Source organism: Paraburkholderia sacchari, from assembly GCF_000785435.2.
Classification (GTDB): Bacteria; Pseudomonadota; Gammaproteobacteria; order Burkholderiales; family Burkholderiaceae; genus Paraburkholderia; species Paraburkholderia sacchari.
On sequence record NZ_JTDB02000002.1, the window covers coordinates 358629 to 377710 of the forward strand.

Annotated in this window: 14 protein-coding genes; 3 read left to right on the forward strand and 11 right to left on the reverse strand. The window is 66.7% G+C overall.

All coding sequences use genetic code 11. The annotated features are described in order from the left end of the window. Nucleotides 1-20: 20 nt before the first annotated feature. Nucleotides 21-1211 (reverse strand): efflux RND transporter periplasmic adaptor subunit, encoded by a 1191-nt coding sequence (locus NH14_RS08405; RefSeq protein ID WP_035523459.1) that lies wholly within the window; start codon nucleotides 1209-1211, stop codon nucleotides 21-23. Between the two features lie 36 nt (nucleotides 1212-1247). After that, a complete protein-coding gene (locus tag NH14_RS08410; protein ID WP_035523462.1) occupies nucleotides 1248-4439 on the reverse strand; it encodes an efflux RND transporter permease subunit in 3192 nt (1063 codons plus the stop codon). A gap of 542 nt (nucleotides 4440-4981) precedes the next feature. Between NH14_RS08410 and NH14_RS08415 the strand changes: the two genes are divergently transcribed. Both NH14_RS08415 and NH14_RS08420 read left to right on the forward strand, forming a co-directional pair. Then, nucleotides 4982-5194 carry a hypothetical protein gene (locus NH14_RS08415; protein WP_035523464.1) on the forward strand — a complete coding sequence of 71 codons (213 nt, stop codon included), beginning with the start codon at nucleotides 4982-4984 and terminating at the stop codon, nucleotides 5192-5194. A gap of 81 nt (nucleotides 5195-5275) precedes the next feature. Continuing rightward, the gene (locus NH14_RS08420; protein ID WP_035523965.1) at nucleotides 5276-6313 is read left to right on the forward strand and encodes a serine/threonine protein kinase; all 1038 of its coding nucleotides are present in this window, start codon (nucleotides 5276-5278) and stop codon (nucleotides 6311-6313) included. A gap of 33 nt (nucleotides 6314-6346) precedes the next feature. Here the strand turns inward: NH14_RS08420 and NH14_RS08425 are convergent, their stop codons facing one another. Next, complete coding sequence (locus NH14_RS08425) at nucleotides 6347-8365, reverse strand: DUF3857 domain-containing transglutaminase family protein (RefSeq protein WP_084225172.1); 2019 nt, start codon at nucleotides 8363-8365, stop codon at nucleotides 6347-6349. 248 nt (nucleotides 8366-8613) lie between these two features. On the opposite strand from NH14_RS08425, the gene NH14_RS08430 reads away from it, so the two are divergent. Beyond that, nucleotides 8614-9336, forward strand: a complete 723-nt coding sequence (locus tag NH14_RS08430) for a PepSY-associated TM helix domain-containing protein (protein WP_237179596.1) — start codon at nucleotides 8614-8616, stop codon at nucleotides 9334-9336. 1 nt (nucleotide 9337) lies between these two features. On the opposite strand, the gene NH14_RS08435 is transcribed toward NH14_RS08430, so the two are convergent. From NH14_RS08435 to bcaP, 8 genes are all read right to left on the reverse strand, one after another. Continuing rightward, the gene (locus tag NH14_RS08435) at nucleotides 9338-10360 is read right to left on the reverse strand and encodes an XdhC family protein (RefSeq protein ID WP_035523466.1); all 1023 of its coding nucleotides are present in this window, start codon (nucleotides 10358-10360) and stop codon (nucleotides 9338-9340) included. Then, complete coding sequence (locus tag NH14_RS08440) at nucleotides 10333-10905, reverse strand: SRPBCC family protein (RefSeq protein WP_035523467.1); 573 nt, start codon at nucleotides 10903-10905, stop codon at nucleotides 10333-10335. The genes NH14_RS08435 and NH14_RS08440 overlap by 28 nt, the downstream gene beginning before the upstream one ends. After that, nucleotides 10896-12149: a vWA domain-containing protein gene (locus tag NH14_RS08445; RefSeq protein ID WP_052147895.1), complete on the reverse strand. Its 1254-nt coding sequence runs from the start codon at nucleotides 12147-12149 to the stop codon at nucleotides 10896-10898. The genes NH14_RS08440 and NH14_RS08445 overlap by 10 nt, the downstream gene beginning before the upstream one ends. A 5-nt stretch (nucleotides 12150-12154) precedes the next feature. After that, on the reverse strand, nucleotides 12155-13042 hold the full coding sequence (locus NH14_RS08450) for an AAA family ATPase (protein ID WP_035523470.1): 888 nt from the start codon (nucleotides 13040-13042) through the stop codon (nucleotides 12155-12157). A gap of 99 nt (nucleotides 13043-13141) precedes the next feature. Then, nucleotides 13142-13957 (reverse strand): FAD binding domain-containing protein, encoded by an 816-nt coding sequence (locus NH14_RS08455; RefSeq protein WP_035523473.1) that lies wholly within the window; start codon nucleotides 13955-13957, stop codon nucleotides 13142-13144. Between the two features lie 13 nt (nucleotides 13958-13970). After that, nucleotides 13971-16367, reverse strand: a complete 2397-nt coding sequence (locus NH14_RS08460; protein ID WP_035523476.1) for a xanthine dehydrogenase family protein molybdopterin-binding subunit — start codon at nucleotides 16365-16367, stop codon at nucleotides 13971-13973. A gap of 14 nt (nucleotides 16368-16381) precedes the next feature. Beyond that, a complete protein-coding gene (locus NH14_RS08465) occupies nucleotides 16382-16900 on the reverse strand; it encodes a (2Fe-2S)-binding protein (protein WP_035523479.1) in 519 nt (172 codons plus the stop codon). A 459-nt stretch (nucleotides 16901-17359) separates the two neighbouring features. Continuing rightward, on the reverse strand, nucleotides 17360-18766 hold the full coding sequence (bcaP, locus tag NH14_RS08470; protein ID WP_035523482.1) for a branched-chain amino acid transporter BcaP: 1407 nt from the start codon (nucleotides 18764-18766) through the stop codon (nucleotides 17360-17362). Between the last annotated feature and the right edge of the window lie 316 nt (nucleotides 18767-19082).

Below are 19082 nucleotides of genomic sequence, written 5' to 3' on the forward strand. Positions count from 1 at the left end.
CGCCTTTGAGCCGATGAGCCTCACGACGCCGCCTTGCCGACGATGCGCACCGGCGTCCCGTCGACGATCGAATCCTGCGGATTCACGATCACGCGCTCATTGCCGTTGAGCCCCGCGACCACCGCGACGCGCGTGCCGAAGTCGGTGCCGAGCGTGACATCGACGAGCTTCACGCGGCCGTTCTCGCCCACCGTCGCGACTTTCACGCCATCGGGCCGGAACAGGAACGCGTTGCCGGGCAGCGTGAGCGGCGTGGCGCTGCCGTCGAGCGCGAAATGCACTTGCGCATAGGCGCCGGGCAGCAGGTCGCCGTTGGGATTGTCGACATCGACTTCCACGAGCAGCGTGCGCTGCTGCGGGTCGACCGCGCCCGCCGTGCGCGCGACCACGCCCGGGTAGCGCTTGCCTTGCGTCTCGTTCAGCGTGAGATACGCGTGCTCGCCGGGCCGGATCTGCTGCGCCCAGGCTTGCGGCACGTTCGCGTAGACGCGCAGGCGGTCGGCCTGAGCGACGTGAAACAGCTCCTTTTGCGCACCGCCCGAACTGCCCGCGTCGATCAGCGCGCCCACGTCGGTATTGCGCGCCGTGACGATGCCGTCGAACGGCGCGTTCACCTTCTCGTACGACTGCAACTGCGAGAGCCGCGAGACGTTGTAGCGCGCCGCGTCGAGCGTCGCCTTTTTCGCGAGCATGTCGGCCTGCTTCTCGTCGGCGTCCTGCTTCGCCACCGAACGGGTCTGGAGCATCTGTGCCCAGCGGTCGGCGGTCGATTTCGCGAGCGCATAGTTCGCCTCGGCGTTCGCGAGATCGGCGCGCGCCGCGCGCAACTGGTCGTCGACTTCGGGCGCGTCGATTTCGGCGAGCAACTGGCCCGCCTTCACATGCGCGCCGATATCCGCATACCACTTGCGCAGATAGCCATTGGTGCGCGCATAGATGGGCGTGTCGAGAAACGCCTGCACGTTGCCGGGCAGCACGAGGTCGAGCGCATGCGCGGAGCGTTGCGGCGTGACCACCTGCACGGAGAGCGTGCTCGCGCGCTGCGCTTCGCGTTCGAGCGCCGCGTGCGCGTTCAAACGCGACCAGATGCCCTGCGCGGCCAGCGCGATCACCACGAGCGCCGCGAGCAGGAGCGGCCAGCGCCGCGCCCTGCGTGGACCGTGCGGGCCATGCGGATCCTGCGGCGGCGTGTCAGCGTGGCCGGGCTGCATGATGGCTCCGCGTCGAAGGAGAAAGGAGAATCGTCGTCATGATTTGGGCACTACGTTTTCGATGGCGCGCTGGCGGCGCTCGCCGAGCTTGCGGTACACGAGCGAGAACACCACGGGCACGAAGATGAGCGTCGCGAGCGTGCCCACCGTGAGCCCGCCGATCACGGCGCGCCCGAGCGGCGCGTTCTGCTCGCCGCCTTCGCCGAGGCCAATGGCCATCGGCACCATGCCGATCACCATGGCGAGCGCCGTCATCAGCACCGGGCGAAAGCGCGTGAAGCCCGCTTCGATGGCTGCGCGCGCGGCGTCGCCGTGTTCGCGCAACTGCTCGCGCGCGAAGCTGATCACGAGAATCGAGTTCGCCGTGGCGATGCCGATGCACATGATGGCGCCCGTGAGCGCGGGAATGGAAACCGTGGTGTGCGTGAGGAACAGTATCCAGACAATGCCCGCGAGCGCGCCGGGTAGCGCCGAGACGATGATGAGCGGATCGAGCCACGACTGGAAGTTCACGACGATCAGCAGGTAGACGAGCACGATGGCGAACACGAGGCCGCCCAACAATCCGGAGAACGAATTGTTCATGGTGTCGACCTGGCCGCGCAAGCTGAGCGTCGATCCCTTGGGCAAGTCGGCATGCGTTTTGCCTGATTCGGCGATGATTTTCTGGACGTCGTCGGAGACCGCGCCCAGATCGCGGCTGTCCGCGCTTGCGTAGATGTCGATCGTGGTTTGCGCGTTGTAGTGCGTGACGACCGCGTCGCCGGACACGCGCCGCATGCTCGCGAGCGAGCCGAGAATGTTGCTGCGCCCGTTCGCGGTGAGCGGAATGTTCGCGAGAGACTGCAGCGAATCGATCGTGTATTGCGGCGCTTCGGTGATGACGTTGTAGCTCACGCCGTTCATCGGATTGAGCCAGAACGTGGGCGTGGTCTGCTGGCTGCCCGAGAGCGTGATGAGCAGATCGCTCGCCACGTCCTTCTGCGTGAAGCCCGCCTGCTGCGCGCGCGTGCGGTCCACGTCGATGAAGATGCGCGGCAAGTCGGCGGGCTGCTGGATGCGCGCGTCGGCCAGACCCGGCACGCTGCGCAATTTCGCGAGCAGGCGCGCCGCGTACGCGCGGTTGGCGTCCACGTCGCGGCCCGTGATCTGCACGTCGATGGGCGCGGGCATGCCGAAGTTCAGCGTCTGGCTCACGATGTCGGCGGGCAGGAAGGCGAACTGGACGCCCGGGAATTCGTCGTTGAGCGTGCGCCGCAACAGGCGCACGTAATCCGCCGTCGGATGGTGGTTCTCGGCGAGCGAGATCAGCACGTCGGCGTCCGAGGTGCCGATCGTGCCGGTGTTGCTGTACGAGAGATTGATGCCCGAGACCGGCAGGCCGATGTTGTCGATGATCGAATGCAGCTCGCGCGCGGGAATCAGCTCGCGGATGCGCTTGTCGATGCGGTCGGTGATAACGGTGGTTTCTTCCACGCGCGTGCCGGTCTTGGCGCGCAGGTGCAGCGCGATCGTGCCCGCATCCACTTGCGGAAAGAAGTCGCGGCCGAGAAACGGCAGCAACAGCAGCGAGAGGCCGCAGCACGCGAGAAACGCCGTCACGAACCACACGGGATGCGCGACGCGCGCCGCGAGAAACGCGCGATAGCGCACGCGCGTGCGCTCGAAGCCGCGCTCGAACGCGAGATGCAGGCGCATGAACGGATTGCGCGTGCCCGCATGGATGTGATGGAGATCGGCGGGCTTGTGGTGATAGCGCAGCAGATACTTCGCGAGTGTGGGCACGAGCGTGCGCGAGAAGAAGTACGACGCGAGCATCGCGAACACCACGGCTTCTGCGAGCGGAATGAAGAGGTAATGCGCGACGCCCGTGAGCAGGAACATCGGCACGAACACGATGCAGATCGAGAGCGTGGAGACGAGCGTGGGCACCGCGATCTGCTGCGCGCCGTCGAGAATCGCCTGTTCGAGCGTCTTGCCCTGCTCGAGTTGCTGGCTGATGTTCTCGATGGCGACGGTTGCGTCATCAACTAGTATGCCGACGGCGAGCGCGAGGCCGCCGAGCGTCATGATGTTGATGGTCTCGCCGAGCGCGGCGAGCGCGATGATCGAGGTGATCATCGACAGCGGAATGGAAATCGCGATGATGAGCGTCGCGCGCCAGTTGCCGAGAAACAGCAGGATCATGAGCGCGGTGAGCGCGGCGGCGATGAGCGCCTCGCGCAGCACGCCCTGCACGGCGGCGCGCACGAACAGCGACTGGTCGGCGACCGGGTCGATGTTGAACGAGGACGGCACGATATTGTGCAGCGCCGGCATCATTGCCTTGATGCGGTCGACGATTTCGAGCGTGGACGTGTTGCCGCTCTTGTTGATGGTGAGCAGCGACGCGCGCTGGCCGTTCACGCGCACGATGTTGGTTTGCGGCACGAAGCCGTCGCGCACGTGCGCGATGTCGCGAATATAGATCGTGCCCGCCGCCGTGGTTTTCACGGGGATGTCGTTCAGGCCCGCTATGGTGTTGGGGCTCGCGTTCATCAGCACCGAATATTCGGACGCGCCGATCTTCGCCGTGCCCGAGGGCAGGATGAGATTCTGCGCGCTGATGGCATTCACTACGTCCATCGGCGAGAGGTTGTGCTGCTGCAGCGCGCGCTGGTCGATATCGACCATGATCTGACGTTGCTTGCCGCCATAGGGCAGCGGCGCGGAGGCGCCCGGCACCGTGGCGAGCTGCGTTTTGAGGAAGTTATTGCCGTAGTCGAACAGCTCCTGCTCGGTGAGCAGCGGCGATGAGAGCGACAGGCGCAGGATCGGTACGGTCGAAGCGTTGTAGCGCAGGATGAACGGCGGGTTGATGCCCGGCGGCAGCGAGCGCAATTGCGCCTGCGAAAGCGCGGTGACTTCGGCCAGCGCCTCCTGCACGTTGGCGTGCGGCTGGAAGAAGATCTTCACGACCGTCACGCCGTTGAGCGAGGTGGATTCGGTGTGCTCGATGTCGTTGACGGCCACCGAGAGCCCGCGCTCGTAGTTGATCGCGATGCGCTTGGACATCTCGTCGGCGGGCAGGCCCGTGTAGGTCCAGATGACCGAGAGCACGGGAATGTCGATGTTCGGGAAGATGTCCGTGGGCGTGCGCAGGATCGTCAGCGGGCCGACGATCAGGAGCAGGAGCGCCAGCACGATGAACGTGTAGGGGCGCTTGAGTGCGAGCCTGACGATCCACATGAAACGGCAGCTTCCTTCGCGGGTGGCGGTGTTATGGCCGATATCAGCACGCAGCTATCGCGCGGTGCTCGCGCGGTTGTCATGCTGTTACCGGATCCGGCGGCGAGCGAACGCGTGGGGCGCGTTGCTGCTCATGTGGCTATTTGGGGCGGCGGGATGTGCATCGAACACACGCCGTTTGTCTCCGTTTTTATCCGTTTGTACTTGGTTGTACCTTTTGGCAGGACTATAACGCCTGCCCGTAATAGTCAGAGTACTTTTGCAGCCGATGCTCCACAAGCGCGCCGGGCGGCGATTACCATCTGTTACAGTCGGGATTTCGTAAGTCGAATGGGGGCGCGAGCCGCCCCTCTATTTTTGCTTTGCGCAAGTTGCCAAAATGAGGCAAAAATGCGTAAACCGGTCGGGGCTTAAGCGCTTCAGTGGCTCGCCGGAGCAGGTTGGATGTGTGCGCAACTTCGAATACGCACCAGTTTTTGTCAGCACACTGACTGGCCTTTCTTGCGGGGAGGCTGGCAATGGAATGGGAACGGGGAAACATCATGCAAGTCGGTTCTATCGTCCGCACCGTGCATATCGCAGTGCCTCATGGCGCGCGCGGTATCGTGATGCGCATTCTCGGCGACATGGCCATGGTTACCTGGTACGTGGGGGAGCCTGGCGCGTCGAAGCAGCTCAACACCGAACCCTTTTTTCTGGTGGACCTGATAGACACGGGCGAGCACGTCATGCCCGCCGGCGCGAACCTGCATTGAGCGCGCCCTGAATTCAGCCTGAAATTGCGCCGAATTTGACCTGACCTCGCCGCCGCGGCGCGCACGATGCACAATGTGCAGATGAACGATTCCACTACATTTGCATCGGGCGAGCCTCCGGAAGCGGGTTCGGCCGCACCTTACGCCCGCCTCACACCCGAGTGCGTACTCGACGCCGTCGACGGCGTCCTGATGCCCGCCGGCCGCCGCACCGACGGCCGCATGCTCGCGCTCAACAGCTACGAGAACCGCGTCTACCAGATCGGCGTGGAGGACGAAGCGCCGCTCGTCGCGAAGTTCTATCGTCCCGAGCGCTGGAGCAACGAAGCCATTCTCGAAGAGCACGCGTTCGTGGCCGAGCTGGCTTCGCGCGAGATTCCCGCCGTGCCCGCACTCGTGCTCGAGGGCCGCACGCTGCACGAGCACGAGGGTTATCGCTTCGCACTGTTCGAGCGGCGCGGCGGCCGCGCGCCCGACCTCGACCGCAGCGAGACGCTCGAATGGATCGGGCGCTTCATCGGGCGCATTCACGCGGTGGGCGCCACTCAGCCGTATCAGTCGCGCCCGTCGATCGATATCGAGAGCTATGGCTACGAGCCGCGCGCGTACCTGCTCGAACATGGCTTCGTGCCTGCCGACGTGCGCGAAGCGTGGGAAGCCGTCGTCGCGCTCGCGCTGCAAGGCGTGGAGGCCGCGTTCGAGCGCGCCGGCGACGTGCGCAAGCTGCGTCTGCATGGCGACTGCCATCCGAGCAACGTGCTCTGGACCGATGCGGGGCCGCATTTCGTCGACTTCGACGATAGCCGCATGGGTCCCGCTATCCAGGATTTGTGGCTGCTGCTGCCCGGCGATCGCGCGGACGCCTCGCGCGCACTTGCCGATCTGCTTGCCGGCTATGAAGACTTCTGCGAATTCGATCAGCGCGAACTGCATTTGACTGAGGCGCTGCGCACGTTGCGGCTCATTCACTACTCGGCCTGGCTCGCGCGGCGCTGGAGCGATCCCGCCTTTCCCGCGGCTTTCCCGTGGTTCAACACGCAGCGCTACTGGGAAGAGCGCATTCTCGAATTGCGCGAGCAGATCGGCGCGATGCAGGAAGGGCCGCTCTGGCCGGTTTGATGGCCGTCCGATAATCCGTTTGAGCTGCAAACGCTACATGCGTGGCACCGAGGCTTGCGGCTCCTCGAGCTCCATGGCGCCCGCCGCCGGTTTCGCCGCAGCGGGCTTGACGATCAGCGGGGCGCGCAGGTCGCGTGCCATCGTTTCGAAGGTGGGGCGCATCTGCGCGAAATCGTCGGGACTGCACACGTCGCCCGGAAAATGCGTGCGGGCCGTGCGCATCACGCGCAGCACGTTGGCGTGGGTGTCGAGCGTGTATTGCGAGCTGTAGTCGATCAGCGTCGTGGCGGCTTGCTGCGGCGAGGGCATGTCGAGCACACGCAGCCCCGGCGGCAATTCGATGCGGGTGCGTTCGGTCACGGCCACGTTGCGGCACACGAACGGCTGTGTGCGGCGCGTCTCGCCGAGCCAGTAGCGCAGATTCGCGTCGATGCCGCCCACGAGGCTCGTGAGCGTGGGCACGGGCGTGGTCATCAGCGGATCGACGAAACTGTCCAGCGTTCCCGTGAGCGTCACCACGAGCGGCCCTGAAGTGGCGTCGAGCGGGCTCGACGCGAGCAGGGCGCTGCCGCGCAGGTTCGCGTTGTGCAGCTCCCATTGCAGCGATTCCTCGCGCTGCGCGGGCGTTTGCAGGCGCAGCACGCTGCGCGTCTGCTCCGCGGCCCAGCCTCTGGATTCCAGACGATAGACGAAGCGCGCCGAGCCATCGGGCGCGACGGTGATGTCGAGATCGCTGTCGCGCGCGGTCAGTTCGGTGGCCGGCGTGCGCATGAGCGTGCCGTCGCCGGCGAGCACGGTCTCGCGATTCATGTCCGTCGAAGGCAGATAGCCGAACTCGACGTTATTCGCCGTGGAGTCCGCGAAAAGCTCCAGGTCGGGCAGCCATGTGATGACGTGATTGATCACACCAAAGCCTGGCACCGAAGGCAGCGTGTAGATCGTGCCGCTGTTCAGCAGCGCGGGCACGTTGCGCACGCCCACCGCGTCGAGCAGCGCGCCATAGAGCGCTACGTGGTCCTTGCAGTCCCCGTAGCGGTTCGCGAGCACCTCGGTCACGCGATGCGGTACGATCTCGCCGCGCCCGACATTGACCGCCACGTAGCGGATATTGCGGCGGACCCAGTCGTAGAGCGTTTGGGCTTTCGCGCGCGGCGTGGCGTCGCGCGCCGTGAGCGTGTGGGCCAGCCGCACGACGTCCGCATCGCGCGCGTCCGAATCGATGGCGGCCTCGCGGTACACCTTCGCGAATGCCGCGTAGTCGGGGAACGTGGAGACCATCAGCCGGTCGCCGTAGCTTACGTAGGAAACCGAACCATATTCGAGGCGCGCGAAATTCGTTTTGTCGTAGCGGTATTCGTAGCGCGTGCGACCGTTGGCCGTGACCGGATCGAGCACGGTGAAGCCGCGCGCGTCGGCGTAGAGCGGCACCTTCGCGGGCAAGTCGTAGATCACGCGGAAATTGTGCGTGGGCGCCATGTCGGGCGGCGTGAAGTCGCTGAACCATCCGGGCACGAGCGGCACGTGCTGGGTCTTGCGCCAGGTGAGATGCACGCGCGCGCCGGGTTCGACGGCGGGGAACACGATGACCTTGTCCTGCACGTCCTGGAACATCGGAGCGTCGAAGGAGCGCACTTCCTGCACGTCGCGAATCTGCTCGGGCCGCACGTCGTGGCGCCGGCCATGGGCGTCCTCGGTCCATGCCTCCAGCACGTCGACATGCGCCATGCCGCGGTTGAACCACACGTAGTACTGGCCCGCGCGCGCGATGCCCGCTTCGGTGTTGATGCGCAGCGTGAGCGTATCGACCTTGGTGTAGGAGCCGTCGGCGTTGATGGTGAAGGTTTGCGTCTCCGACTCGTTGGTGTAGGGCGCCTGGTCGGCGGCGTTGCGCGTGGTGGGCGCCGCGGCCTGTGCAGTGGTCCCAGCAGTGGTCCCGGCGGTGGTCTCCGCAATGGTCCCCGCAGCGGTCTGCGTGGACGCGCGTATCTCCGCCGCAAGTGCGCCGCAGGCCGGGCCGAGGACTGCCAGATAAAGAACGAGGACGTGGCGCATGGCGGCGCTCCGTGAGCGGCGTTGTGGTTATGGGGACGGCTCTCGCAGGTATTCGGCGCAATACCTTCACTTAAAAGTCACGCAATTTCGTTGTCAAGCGGGTGCCGCTCGTTGCGCACGCCTTGCCTTTACGTCTTGCTTTCCATCTGTGTAATAATAATTATTCTCATTTTCAATTATTGATGCGGCGAGCAACATTTGCGTGCCGCATCTGGAGTCGTGTCTTGAATGCCCGTCTTGACGAGCCCCTGATCGAAATCCCGAGCGCCGACGCCAACGCCGGCGTTCACATCGATCCCCCGCACCGCGCCGCCCAGCCCCTCGACGCCGCCGATTTCGCCGAGCGGCGCAAGCGCTCGCGCCGCGCGAACTTCATCAAGTGGCTGCGCAAGGTGCATGGCTGGGTGGGACTCTGGGGCGCCGTGCTGGGGCTGCTGTTCGGTGTGACGGGCTTTTTGCTCAACCACCGCGCCGGGCCGATGCACATTTCGACGGGCGCGCCGCAGGTCACGCAGATGCAGCTCGCGCTGCCCGCCGAGCGTCCCGCCACGCCCGAGGCGCTCGCGCGCTGGCTCCAGCTCGAACTCGGGTTCGACGGCAAGCCCGGCAAGATTCGCCGCGAGCGCGCGCATCCGGTCGCGTGGGGCGAGCGCAGCGTCGTGCAGCCCGAGTCCTGGCAGCTCATGCTGATGGGGCCGCGCCAGAGCGTTTCCGCGGAGTACTGGGTGGGCGACAGCACCGTCGCCGTGCGGCGCACCGAGGGCTCAGTCCTCGCGACGCTCACCAATCTGCACAAAGGCGTGGGCATGAGCATCGGCTGGGTGCTGCTCATGGACACCATCGCGGGCAGCCTGATCCTGCTTTCGCTGACCGGCGTGCTGCTGTGGACCGAGCTCAACCGCCGCCGCACCACGGGCGTGGTGCTCGTGGCGGGATCGGTGGCGGCTGCGCTGGTGTTCGGATTGCTCTAATTCAAATGTCGCAGCTCGACCCGACGCTCGCGGCCTGCTCGCGCGCGGCCTTCGCGCCTTCGACCTGGAGCAGGGTGGGCAGCGAAACGCCATTCTTCGCCGCCGTGACTTCGGCGAGGATCGACACGGCGATTTCGGGCGGCGTGCGGCTGCCGATGTAGATGCCCACTGGCCCGTGCAGGCGCGCGAGCTCGGCCTCGCTCAGATCGAACTCCTTGAGCCGTTCGCGCCGCGCCGCGTTGTTGCGCCGCGAGCCTAGCGCGCCCACGTAGAACGCGCGCGTCTTGAGCGCTTCCATCAGCGCGAGGTCGTCGAGCTTGGGGTCGTGCGTGAGCGCAATCACGGCGCAGCGCTCGTCTAGCTTCATGTCGAGCACGGTGTCGTCGGGCATGGTGCGCACGAGCGTGGTGCCGGGCACGTCCCACGTGTCGGTGTACTCCTCGCGCGGGTCGCACACCGTCACGTGATAGTCGAGCCCCACCGCGATCTGGCACAGGTAGCGCGAGAGCTGCCCCGCGCCGATCACGAGCATGCGGTAGCGCGGGCCGTGGATCGTGAGCAGGCGCTTGCCGTCGAAGTCCACGCCGTCGGTGGCGCTCGCGGGGCCGAGCGACGCCTCGCCGCTGGCGATGTCGAGCGTGCGCGCGACCAGCTGGCCGCGCTCCACCGCTTCGAGCAGCGCGCCGATGCCCGACGCCAGCGTGAGCGGTTCCAGCACGAGCTGGATCGTGCCGCCGCACGGCAGCCCGAAGCGATGCGCCTCTTCCGCCGTGATGCCGTATTTCACGGCCTCGGGCTTGACGATGCCGATGCCTTCGCGACGCACGCGGTCGATCAGATCGTCTTCAATGCAGCCGCCCGAGACCGAGCCCACCACGAGGCCGTCGTCGCGCACGACGAGCATCGCGCCCTCCGGACGCGGCGACGAGCCCCACGTCTTCACCACCGTCACCAGCAGGGCGCGGTGGCCTTCCTCGAGCCAGCGTTCGCTGGATTTCAGGACTTCGAGATCCACGCTGTCCATGATCGTTTCCTCTTTTGCGGTTCGTCGCTGCCCGCGCCTTCGGCGTCGCTGGCGGCTTGTGTTTCGGATGTTTCCTGCGCGGCGGCTTCATCGGCTTGAGCGCCGCCACCAAGCTGCTCGGTGAAGCGCTTGAAGAACTCGGCGGCGATCTTGCGCGCCGCGCCGTCCACGAGACGCGAGCCGATCTGCGCTAGCTTGCCGCCCACCTGCGCGCTCGCGGCGTAGCTGAGCGTGGTGGCGTCCTCGCCCGCGGGTTCGAGCGTCACGCGGGCGTCGCCCTTGCCGAAGCCCGCCGCGCCGCCCTGACCCTCGAACTGGATCGTGTAGCTGCGCGGCGCGTCGATGTCGGCGAGCTGCATGCGGCCCTTGAAGCGCGCTTTTACGGGCCCGATCGCGGCCGTAAGGGCGACAGCATACGCGTTCTCGCCATCGGCATCGATGCTTTCGCAGCCCGGAATGCACGCCTTGAGTATCGCAGTGTCATTGAGGGCTTCCCATGCGCGCTGCTGCGGCACCGGCAGCGTGTGGCTTTCGCTCAGCTCCATTGTCTCGCTCCTTGTATTGCTCTGTGCGTTGATCCGTGCGATGCGTCCTGCAGGCTGCGGCCGAACGCTTCCAGGCTCTCCAGATTGTGGACGCGATAGTGCGCGTCCACATGCGGCAGCATCGCTTGCACGCCGCGTGCCTTCGGCTCGAAACCGCGATAGCGCAGCAGCGGATTGAGCCACACCACGCGATGCGCGAAGCGGTGCAGGCGCGCCATTTCCTCGGCGAGCGCGCTGCCCGGATCGTGATCGAGGCCGTCGGTGACCATCAGCACCGTGGCGCGCCCGCCGAGCACGCGGCGCGCCCAGCGCCGGTTGAACTGCGCGAGCGTCTCGCCGATGCGTGTGCCGCCCGACCAGTCTGCCACCTGCGCGGCAAGCTGGGCGAGCGCGACATCGGGGTCGCGTTCGCGCAGCGCCCGCGTCGCGTGCGTGAGACGCGTGCCGAACAGGAACACCTGCAAGCGCTCGCGCGATTGCAGCAGCGCGTGGCAAAAGTAGAGCACGGCGCGCGAATAGCTGCTCATCGACCCGGAGATGTCGAGCAGCAGCACGAGCGGCACGCGGCGCTCGACGCACGCGCGGTATTTCCAGACGGTCCAGTCGCCGCCCGCGCGCACCGCGTGGCGCGCGCTCGCGCGCAAATCGGCATGCGTGCCGTGCGACGATGCCTTGAGACGCCGCGTGCGCTCGGTCGCGAGCGGCAGTCGCCGCGCGCGGATCAGGTGGCGCAGCGCGCGCCATTCGTCGGCGGAAAGCGTGTCGAAGTCGCGCTGGCGCAGGCGCTCCTCGGCGCTGAAGCTCGCGTGCGCGCGCAGTTCGTGCTCTTCGTGAGCAGGCGGTGCCTGGGGGGCCGGGCGCGAGGCCGCGCGTGCGGCGAGCGCATCGGCGAGCCGGTTGTTGCGGCGCGGCGGCGGCAATGCGCCCTGCACCTTCGGCAGCAGCAGCGCGCGCAGCTTGCCTTCCCAGTCGGGGTCGCGCCAGAACAGCTCGAACGCGGCGTCGAAGAGCTCGCGCTCGTCGGGCGCGGCGGTGAGCAGGGCGGCCAGCGCGGCGCGCACATCGTCGCGGCGCGTGAGGTCGATGAAGCTCAGCGCTTCGAGCGCATCCACGGCGCGCGCGCTCGACATCGGCAACCCTGCGCCGCGCAGCACGCGCACGAAATGCACGACGTTGCGCGCGAACATCGGCGGCGGCGCATGTTCGTGCTGTGTTTCAGGAGGGCGGCCCGGCGCGTGCGGCATCGGCGTCACTCCGCCAGCGCGAGCGTTTGCGCGATCCGCTGCGTGTCGAGTTGTGCGAGATCGTCCTGATACTTGAGCAGCACGCCCAGCGTGTCCTGCACCGACTGCGGGTCGAGCTCGGTGACCGAAAGCGCCGCGAGCGCGCGGCACCAGTCGATGGTTTCGGCAATGCCGGGCGCCTTGAACAAATCCATCGAGCGCAGTTGATGCACGAACGCCACGGCGCGGCGCTGGAGTTCCGCGCTGGTCTCGGGCGCGCGCGCCGCGACGATGGCAAGCTCGCGCGCGCGCTCGGGGTAGCCGAGCCACTGATAAAGGCAGCGCCGCTTGAGCGCGTCGTGCACCTCGCGCGTCCGATTGGACGTGACGACGACGAGCGGCGGCACGCTCGCACGCACCGTGCCGTACTCGGGAATCGACACCTGGAAATCCGAAAGAAGCTCGAGCAGGAAGGCTTCGAAGGGCTCGTCGGCGCGGTCGATCTCGTCGATCAGCAGCACGCGGCGCGCGCCGGGATGATGCGGATCCGGTTCGAGCGCTTGCAGCAACGGGCGCTTCAAGAGGAATTCGTCGCGATAGAGCGTGTCGCTGCGCGGCTTCTCGCCTGAGGCTTCGGCCAGCCGCAGCGCCATGATCTGGCGCGGATAGTCCCACTCGTAGAGCGCGCTCGCCGTGTCGAGGCCCTCATAGCACTGCAGGCGCAGCAACGTCGTGCCCGCCAGCGCGGCCGCGGCTTTCGCGAGCTCGGTCTTGCCCACGCCGGGCTCGCCTTCGAGAAACAGCGGTCGCTCCATCTTGAGCGCGAGAAAGAGCGCCGTAGCCAGCTCGCGGCTCGCGAAATAGCCGTGCGCTTCGAGTTGCGAGAGCGTGTCGTCGATCGTGGCGGGGAGCATGGCGGGTCTGCAAATACGTGGGGGAACTTGGCGACGCGTGGGAAATACGCGGCCGCCCGCGCCGCGCGTCGCACGGGCGAGCAGCCGTGGGCAGCGCGCCTAACCGAGCGCTTTGGTCACCGCGCGCGCCGCCAGCACCGGGATCAGGTGCGCGCGGTAAGCGGCGCTCGCGTGCAGGTCGGTGTTGAGCTCGTCGGGCGCGATGCTCACCGCGCGCGCCGCGGCGGGCGTGAAGCTCGCCTTGAGCGCATCTTCCAGCGCGCCCGAGCGGAACACCGAAGACGCCGCGCCCGTGATTGCCACCCGCACGTCGGAGACGCCCCTCGAGCCATCGCCGAACTGCGCGACGAACACCCCCGTCAACGCGAAATGCGACGCCGGGTTGAAAAACTTCTCGTAGGCCGCGCGCTGCGGCACGGGAAACTCCACGGCGACGATCAGCTCGTCGGGTTCGAGCGCGGTTTCGTACATGCTGAGAAAGAAGTCGTCGGCCGCAATGCGCCGGCGGTCCGTTACCACTGTGGCGTTCAGCCCGAGCACGGCGGCGGGGTAGTCGGCGGCGGGGTCGTCGTTGGCGAGCGAGCCGCCCAGCGTGCCGAGCGCGCGCACCTGCCGGTCGCCAATGCCCGCGGCGAGTTGCGCGAGTGCAGGCAGTGTGGCCTGGATCTGCGCGTTCGCTGCGACATCGGCATGGCAGACGGCCGCGCCGACCGTCACCACCTTGCTGTCCACCTGCACGGCCTTGAGCGCCGGAATGCGCGTGACGTCCACGAGCGTCGAAGGCTGCGCGAGGCGCAGTTTCATTGCCGCGAGCAGGCTCTGGCCGCCCGCGAGGAATTTGGCGTCGGGGTCGGCGTTGAGTGTCTTCACCGCGCCTTGCGCGTCGCTGGCGCGCTGGTAGTCGAATGCATACATGGTGCGCCTCCGCTCAAGGTTGTTGTGAAGACTGCGCTGCCTGGATCGCTTCCCACACGCGATGCGGCGTGGCCGGCATCTGCAGGTCCTTCACGCCGAGCGGGCCAAGCGCATCGAGGATCGCGTTGATGACGGCGGGCGGCGAGCCGATCGCGCCCGCCTCGCCGCAGCCCTTCACGCCGAGCGGATTGTGCGTGCACGGCGTGCCCTTGGCGGTCTCCACGGTGAACGACGGCACGTCCGACGCGTGCGGCATCGCATAGTCCATGTACGAGCCCGAGAGCAGCTGGCCGCTCTCGTTGTCGTAGACGCAGCGCTCGAGCATCGCCTGGCCGATGCCCTGGCCGAGGCCCCCATGCACCTGGCCTTCGACGATCATCGGATTGATGACGTTGCCGAAGTCGTCCACGGCGGTGAAGCGCTCGATGCGCGTCTCGCCCGTGTCGGGATCGACTTCCACTTCGCAGAGGTACGCGCCCGACGGATAGGTGAAGTTGGTGGGGTCGTAGAACGCGCTTTCGTCGAGGCCCGGCTCCAGCGTTTCGAGCGGATAGTTGTGCGGCACGTAAGCCGAGAGCGCGATTTCGGCGAAGGTCTTGGTGCGGTCGGTGCCTGCGACGCGGAACACGCCATCGGCGAACTCGATGTCCTCCACGCCCGCTTCGAGCATGTGCGCGGCAATCTTCTTCGCCTTCGCTTCGATCTTGTCGAGCGCTTTCATGATGGCCGAGCCGCCCACCGCGATCGAGCGCGAGCCATAGGTGCCCATGCCGAACGGAATGCGCGCAGTGTCGCCATGCACGATGTCGATCTGCTCGATGGGCACGCCCAGACGCTCGGACACCACCTGTGCGAAGGTCGTCTCGTGGCCCTGGCCGTGGCTATGCGAGCCCGTGAAGACGGTGACCGAGCCGGTGGGATTCACGCGGATCTCGCCCGCTTCGAAAAGGCCCGCGCGCGCGCCCAGCGCCCCGGCGATATTCGACGGCGCGAGGCCGCACGCCTCGATGTAGCACGAGTGGCCGAGGCCGCGCAGCTTGCCGTTCGCCTTCGAGGCATCGCGCCGCGCCGGGAAACCCTTCACGTCGGCGAGTTCGAGCGCTCGCGAGAGGCAGGCCTCGTAATCGCCGATGTCATAAGTGAGGCCAACGGGCGTCGCGTACGGGAAGCTCGTGATGAAGTTGCGGCGGCGGATCTCGGCCGGATCGATGTTCATCTCGCGCGCGGCCGTTTCCACCAGGCGCTCGACCACGTAGGTGGCCTCGGGGCGGCCCGCGCCGCGATACGCATCCACGGGCACCGTATTCGTGAACACGGCCTTTACCTCGGCGTAGATCGCGGGCGTGGTGTACTGGCCCGCAAGCAGCGTCGCGTAGAGGATCGTCGGCACGCTGGAGGCGAAGGTCGAGAGGTACGCGCCCATGTTCGCCGTGGTGTGCACGCGCATGGCGAGGAACTTGCCGTCCTGGTCGAGCGCGAGCTCGGCCTTCGTCACGTGGTCGCGGCCGTGGGCGTCGGAGATGAACGACTCGCTGCGCTCGGCGGTCCACTTGATCGGGCGGCCGATCTTCTTCGCGGCCCACGTGAGCGCCACGTCCTCGGCGTACAGAAAGATCTTCGAGCCGAAGCCGCCGCCCACGTCGGGCGCGACGATGCGCAGCCTGGTCTCGGGCAGCCCGAGCACGAACGCGGCCATCAGGAGGCGCTCGACGTGCGGGTTCTGGTTCGCCACGTAGACGGTGTAGCTGTCGTCGTGCTTGCTGTAGCTCGCGTTCACGGCGCGTGGCTCGATCGCGTTCGGGATCAGCCGGTTGTTCACGATATTGAGCGTCGTGACGTGCGCGGCCTGAGCGAAGGCGGCGTCGGTGGCGGCCTTGTCGCCGTGGCCCCATGTGTAGCAGGTATTGTCCGGCACGTTGTCGTGCACGAGCGGTTGGCCCGCGTCGGCGGCATGCGCGGTGTCGACGGTGGCGGGCAGCTCCTCGTAGTCGATATCGACGAGTTCGGCGGCATCTTTCGCGGCCTTCATCGATTCGGCGATCACGAGCGCGACCTGGTCGCCCACGTGGCGCGCCTTCTCGTGCGCGATCACGGGATGTGGCGGCTCGTGCATGGGCGTGCCGTCGATGCTGTGGATCAGCCAGCCGCACGGCAGGCCGCCCACGTTCTCGGCGGCGAGGTCCGCGCCGGTGAACACGGCCACCACGCCGGGCGCGGCCTTGGCCGCGTTGGTATCGATGCTCTTGATGCGCGCGTGCGCATGCGGCGAGCGCACGAACACGGCGTAAGTCTGGGCGGGCAGGACGACGTCGTCGGTGTACTGGCCCGCGCCGGTGAGGAAGCGATAGTCTTCCTTGCGCTTGACCGAGGCGCCGATCATGCGCGGCGTTTGGGAGTCGGGTGCGTTCATGGCGGTTCTCCCCCTTACGCTGCCGTCGAGGTGGCGGCAGCGCCGGTGCGCATGCCTTCGGCGCCCTCGAGCACGGCCTTCACGATGTTGTGATAGCCCGTGCAGCGGCACAGATTGCCGTCGAGACCCACGCGCACGTCCGCTTCGGTGAGATCCGGTTTTTCGGCGGCGAGGGCGGCGGCGCTCATCACCATGCCCGGCGTGCAGAAGCCGCACTGCAGGCCATGGCATTCGCGGAACGCCGCCTGCATCGGATGGAGCGTGCCGTTGCCGTCGGTTCCACCCGCGGCGGCGGCCAGCCCTTCGATCGTGGTCACGGCCATGCCCTCGCACTGCACGGCAAGCTGGTTGCAGGACTTGATCGCGCGTCCGTTGAGGTGGACGGTGCAGGCGCCGCATTGTGCGGTGTCGCAGCCGACATGCGTGCCGGTGAGGCGTAGCTGCTCGCGCAGGAACTGGACTAACAGCGTGTGGGGTTCGACTTCGGCGGTCACGGGCTTGCCGTTGACCGTCAGGCTGAGACTGATCGCCATTGACTGTCTCCTTGTCGGCCGGAGTTAGCGCTTTAGCGCTTACTCCGGTCCCATACAGAGTAGGGATAGGGACCGGCCTGGGCCCGCATTCACCAATTGCCCCGTTCTTGCCGCCTGCTGTCTTTCGCCCGGGTTGCGCCGCGCGTCGGGCGCGAGGCGTCTGCCGCGCGCGATGGCGGGCAGGCTGGGCGGAAGCGGGGTGTTGAGGGTCCGGCTGGTGCTTTGCTGTTCAGTGATGCCTGGGTGATGCCAGAGTATTGCCTGGATGGTGCGTGAAGCGTGGTGCGTCGAAAGCGATGCCTGGACAGTAAAGCATACTTTCCCATTTCGCGCAGCGCGGGCTTTTACCCGCGCTTTTGCCCGCGCCCCACCATGCAAAACGGCCCGCGCCGGAAGCCGGGCGGGCCGTTGCAATGTGGCTAAACCAACGGTAAAGCGCGTCTCTAAAGCGAGCGGTTTTCAGTGCTCGTGCGAATGATGCGCGAGGCGCGAATGGCGGCGCGAGTAGAGGAAGTAGATCGCAAGACCGATCACCAGCCAAACCACGAACGCGACCCACGTGATCCACGCGAGATTGAGCATGAGGAACAGGCACGAAGCCACCGCGAGAATCGGCACGACCGGCACGCCCGGGCAGCGGAATGCGCGCGGCAGCTCCGGGTGGGTGCGGCGCAGGACGAGCACGGCGATCGAGACCATCGAGAACGCGGCAAGCGTGCCGATGTTGATCAGTTCGGCCAGCACGTTCAGCGGCACGAGCGCGCCGATCAAGCCGAAGAAGATGCCCACGAGCCAGGTGGTGAAGAACGGCGTGGCAAAGCGCGGGTGCACCTTCGAGAGTTTCGCGGGCAAGAGGCCGTCGCGCGACATCGCGAAGATGATGCGGGTCTGGCCGTAGCTCATCACGAGAATCACGGTGAGCATGCCGAGCACGGCGCCCAGGTCGATGAAACCGGCGACCCATTTCTGGCCGGCCACCTGCAGCGCATACGAAACCGGGTGAGCGATGCCGGCGAATTGCTGCCACGGCACGATGCCCGTGACGACCGCTGCGACGGCCACGTACAGCACCGCGCACACGACTAGCGACGCGATGATGCCCACGGGCAGGTCGCGCTTCGGATTCTTGACCTCTTCGGCGGCCGAAGACACCGAGTCGAAGCCGATGAACGCGAAGAACATCACGGCGGCGGCGCCGAACACGCCGTCCCAGCCGTGCGGCATGAACGGATGCCAGTTTGCGGGCGTCACGTGGAACGCGCCCACGGCGATCACGAGCAGCACGACCGTGACCTTGATCGCGACCATGATGTTGTTGATGCGGGTGGATTCGCGCACGCCGATGGACAGCAGCGCGGTTATCACCATCATCACGAGGAAGGCGGGCAGGTTGAACAGAGTGAACGCGCCGGGCACGGCGCCGGGCGCGGCGGTGAGGGCCACCGGCAGCGAGACGCCGAAGCCGGAGAGCAGCGACTGCAGATAGCCCGACCAGCCCACCGAGACCGCCGAGGTGGCGAGCCCGTACTCGAGCATCAGGTCCCAGCCGATGATCCAGGCGACCAGCTCGCCGAGCGTGGCGTACGAGTAGGTGTAGATCGAGCCCGCCACGGGAATGGTCGAGGCGAACTCGGCGTAGGCGAGCGCCGCGAAGCAGCAAGCCACGGCGGCGATGATGAACGCGAGCATCAGCGCGGGGCCGGCCTGCACGGCGCCGGTGCCGGTCAGCACGAAAATACCGGTGCCGATAATTGCGCCGACGCCGAGAAAGGTGAGGTCCAGTGCGCCGAGTGTCTTCTTGAGGCCGGCGCCCTTGGCGCTTGCCTGCAGCATGTGTTCGACGTTTTTCTTTCGAAAGAGGGACATTGGGCGGGGAACTCCAGGTAAAACGCCGGTAAAACGCACTGGCGAGGAAACATTGAATTTTAGTGGATCGGGACATGGCGGCCGATCAAACCGCGCAGATAAGGAGTGGATTCGGTGCGGGAGATGAGGCCGATTCCACCGCAAAGCGGCACAGGCGCATGCATTCTTTGCGCGAAGCTCGCCGAAATGGCGCAGTTCGTTTCCGGATCAGCGACTTATGGCGGGAGCGCGTTTTAGTCACGCATTCTTTGCGTCATGCATGGGAGGCGTCCGATCGTGAAGCCGTCGTGAAGCGCCGCGCAGGCGGTGCGCTGGC

Bases quoted from the DNA above. Each gene is read 5' to 3' on its own strand.
- NH14_RS08405 (WP_035523459.1), bottom strand. From the start codon at position 1,211: ATGCAGCCCGGCCACGCTGACACGCCGCCGCAGGATCCGCATGGCCCG.
- NH14_RS08440 (WP_035523467.1), bottom strand. From the start codon at position 10,905: ATGGAGCTGAGCGAAAGCCACACGCTGCCGGTGCCGCAGCAGCGCGCA.
- NH14_RS08435 (WP_035523466.1), bottom strand. From the start codon at position 10,360: ATGGACAGCGTGGATCTCGAAGTCCTGAAATCCAGCGAACGCTGGCTC.
- NH14_RS08460 (WP_035523476.1), bottom strand. From the start codon at position 16,367: ATGAACGCACCCGACTCCCAAACGCCGCGCATGATCGGCGCCTCGGTC.
- NH14_RS08465 (WP_035523479.1), bottom strand. From the start codon at position 16,900: ATGGCGATCAGTCTCAGCCTGACGGTCAACGGCAAGCCCGTGACCGCC.
- NH14_RS08445 (WP_052147895.1), bottom strand. From the start codon at position 12,149: ATGCCGCACGCGCCGGGCCGCCCTCCTGAAACACAGCACGAACATGCG.
- NH14_RS08410 (WP_035523462.1), bottom strand. From the start codon at position 4,439: ATGTGGATCGTCAGGCTCGCACTCAAGCGCCCCTACACGTTCATCGTG.
- NH14_RS08455 (WP_035523473.1), bottom strand. From the start codon at position 13,957: ATGTATGCATTCGACTACCAGCGCGCCAGCGACGCGCAAGGCGCGGTG.
- NH14_RS08420 (WP_035523965.1), top strand. From the start codon at position 5,276: ATGAACGATTCCACTACATTTGCATCGGGCGAGCCTCCGGAAGCGGGT.
- NH14_RS08415 (WP_035523464.1), top strand. From the start codon at position 4,982: ATGCAAGTCGGTTCTATCGTCCGCACCGTGCATATCGCAGTGCCTCAT.
- NH14_RS08425 (WP_084225172.1), bottom strand. From the start codon at position 8,365: ATGCGCCACGTCCTCGTTCTTTATCTGGCAGTCCTCGGCCCGGCCTGC.
- bcaP (WP_035523482.1), bottom strand. From the start codon at position 18,766: ATGTCCCTCTTTCGAAAGAAAAACGTCGAACACATGCTGCAGGCAAGC.
- NH14_RS08450 (WP_035523470.1), bottom strand. From the start codon at position 13,042: ATGCTCCCCGCCACGATCGACGACACGCTCTCGCAACTCGAAGCGCAC.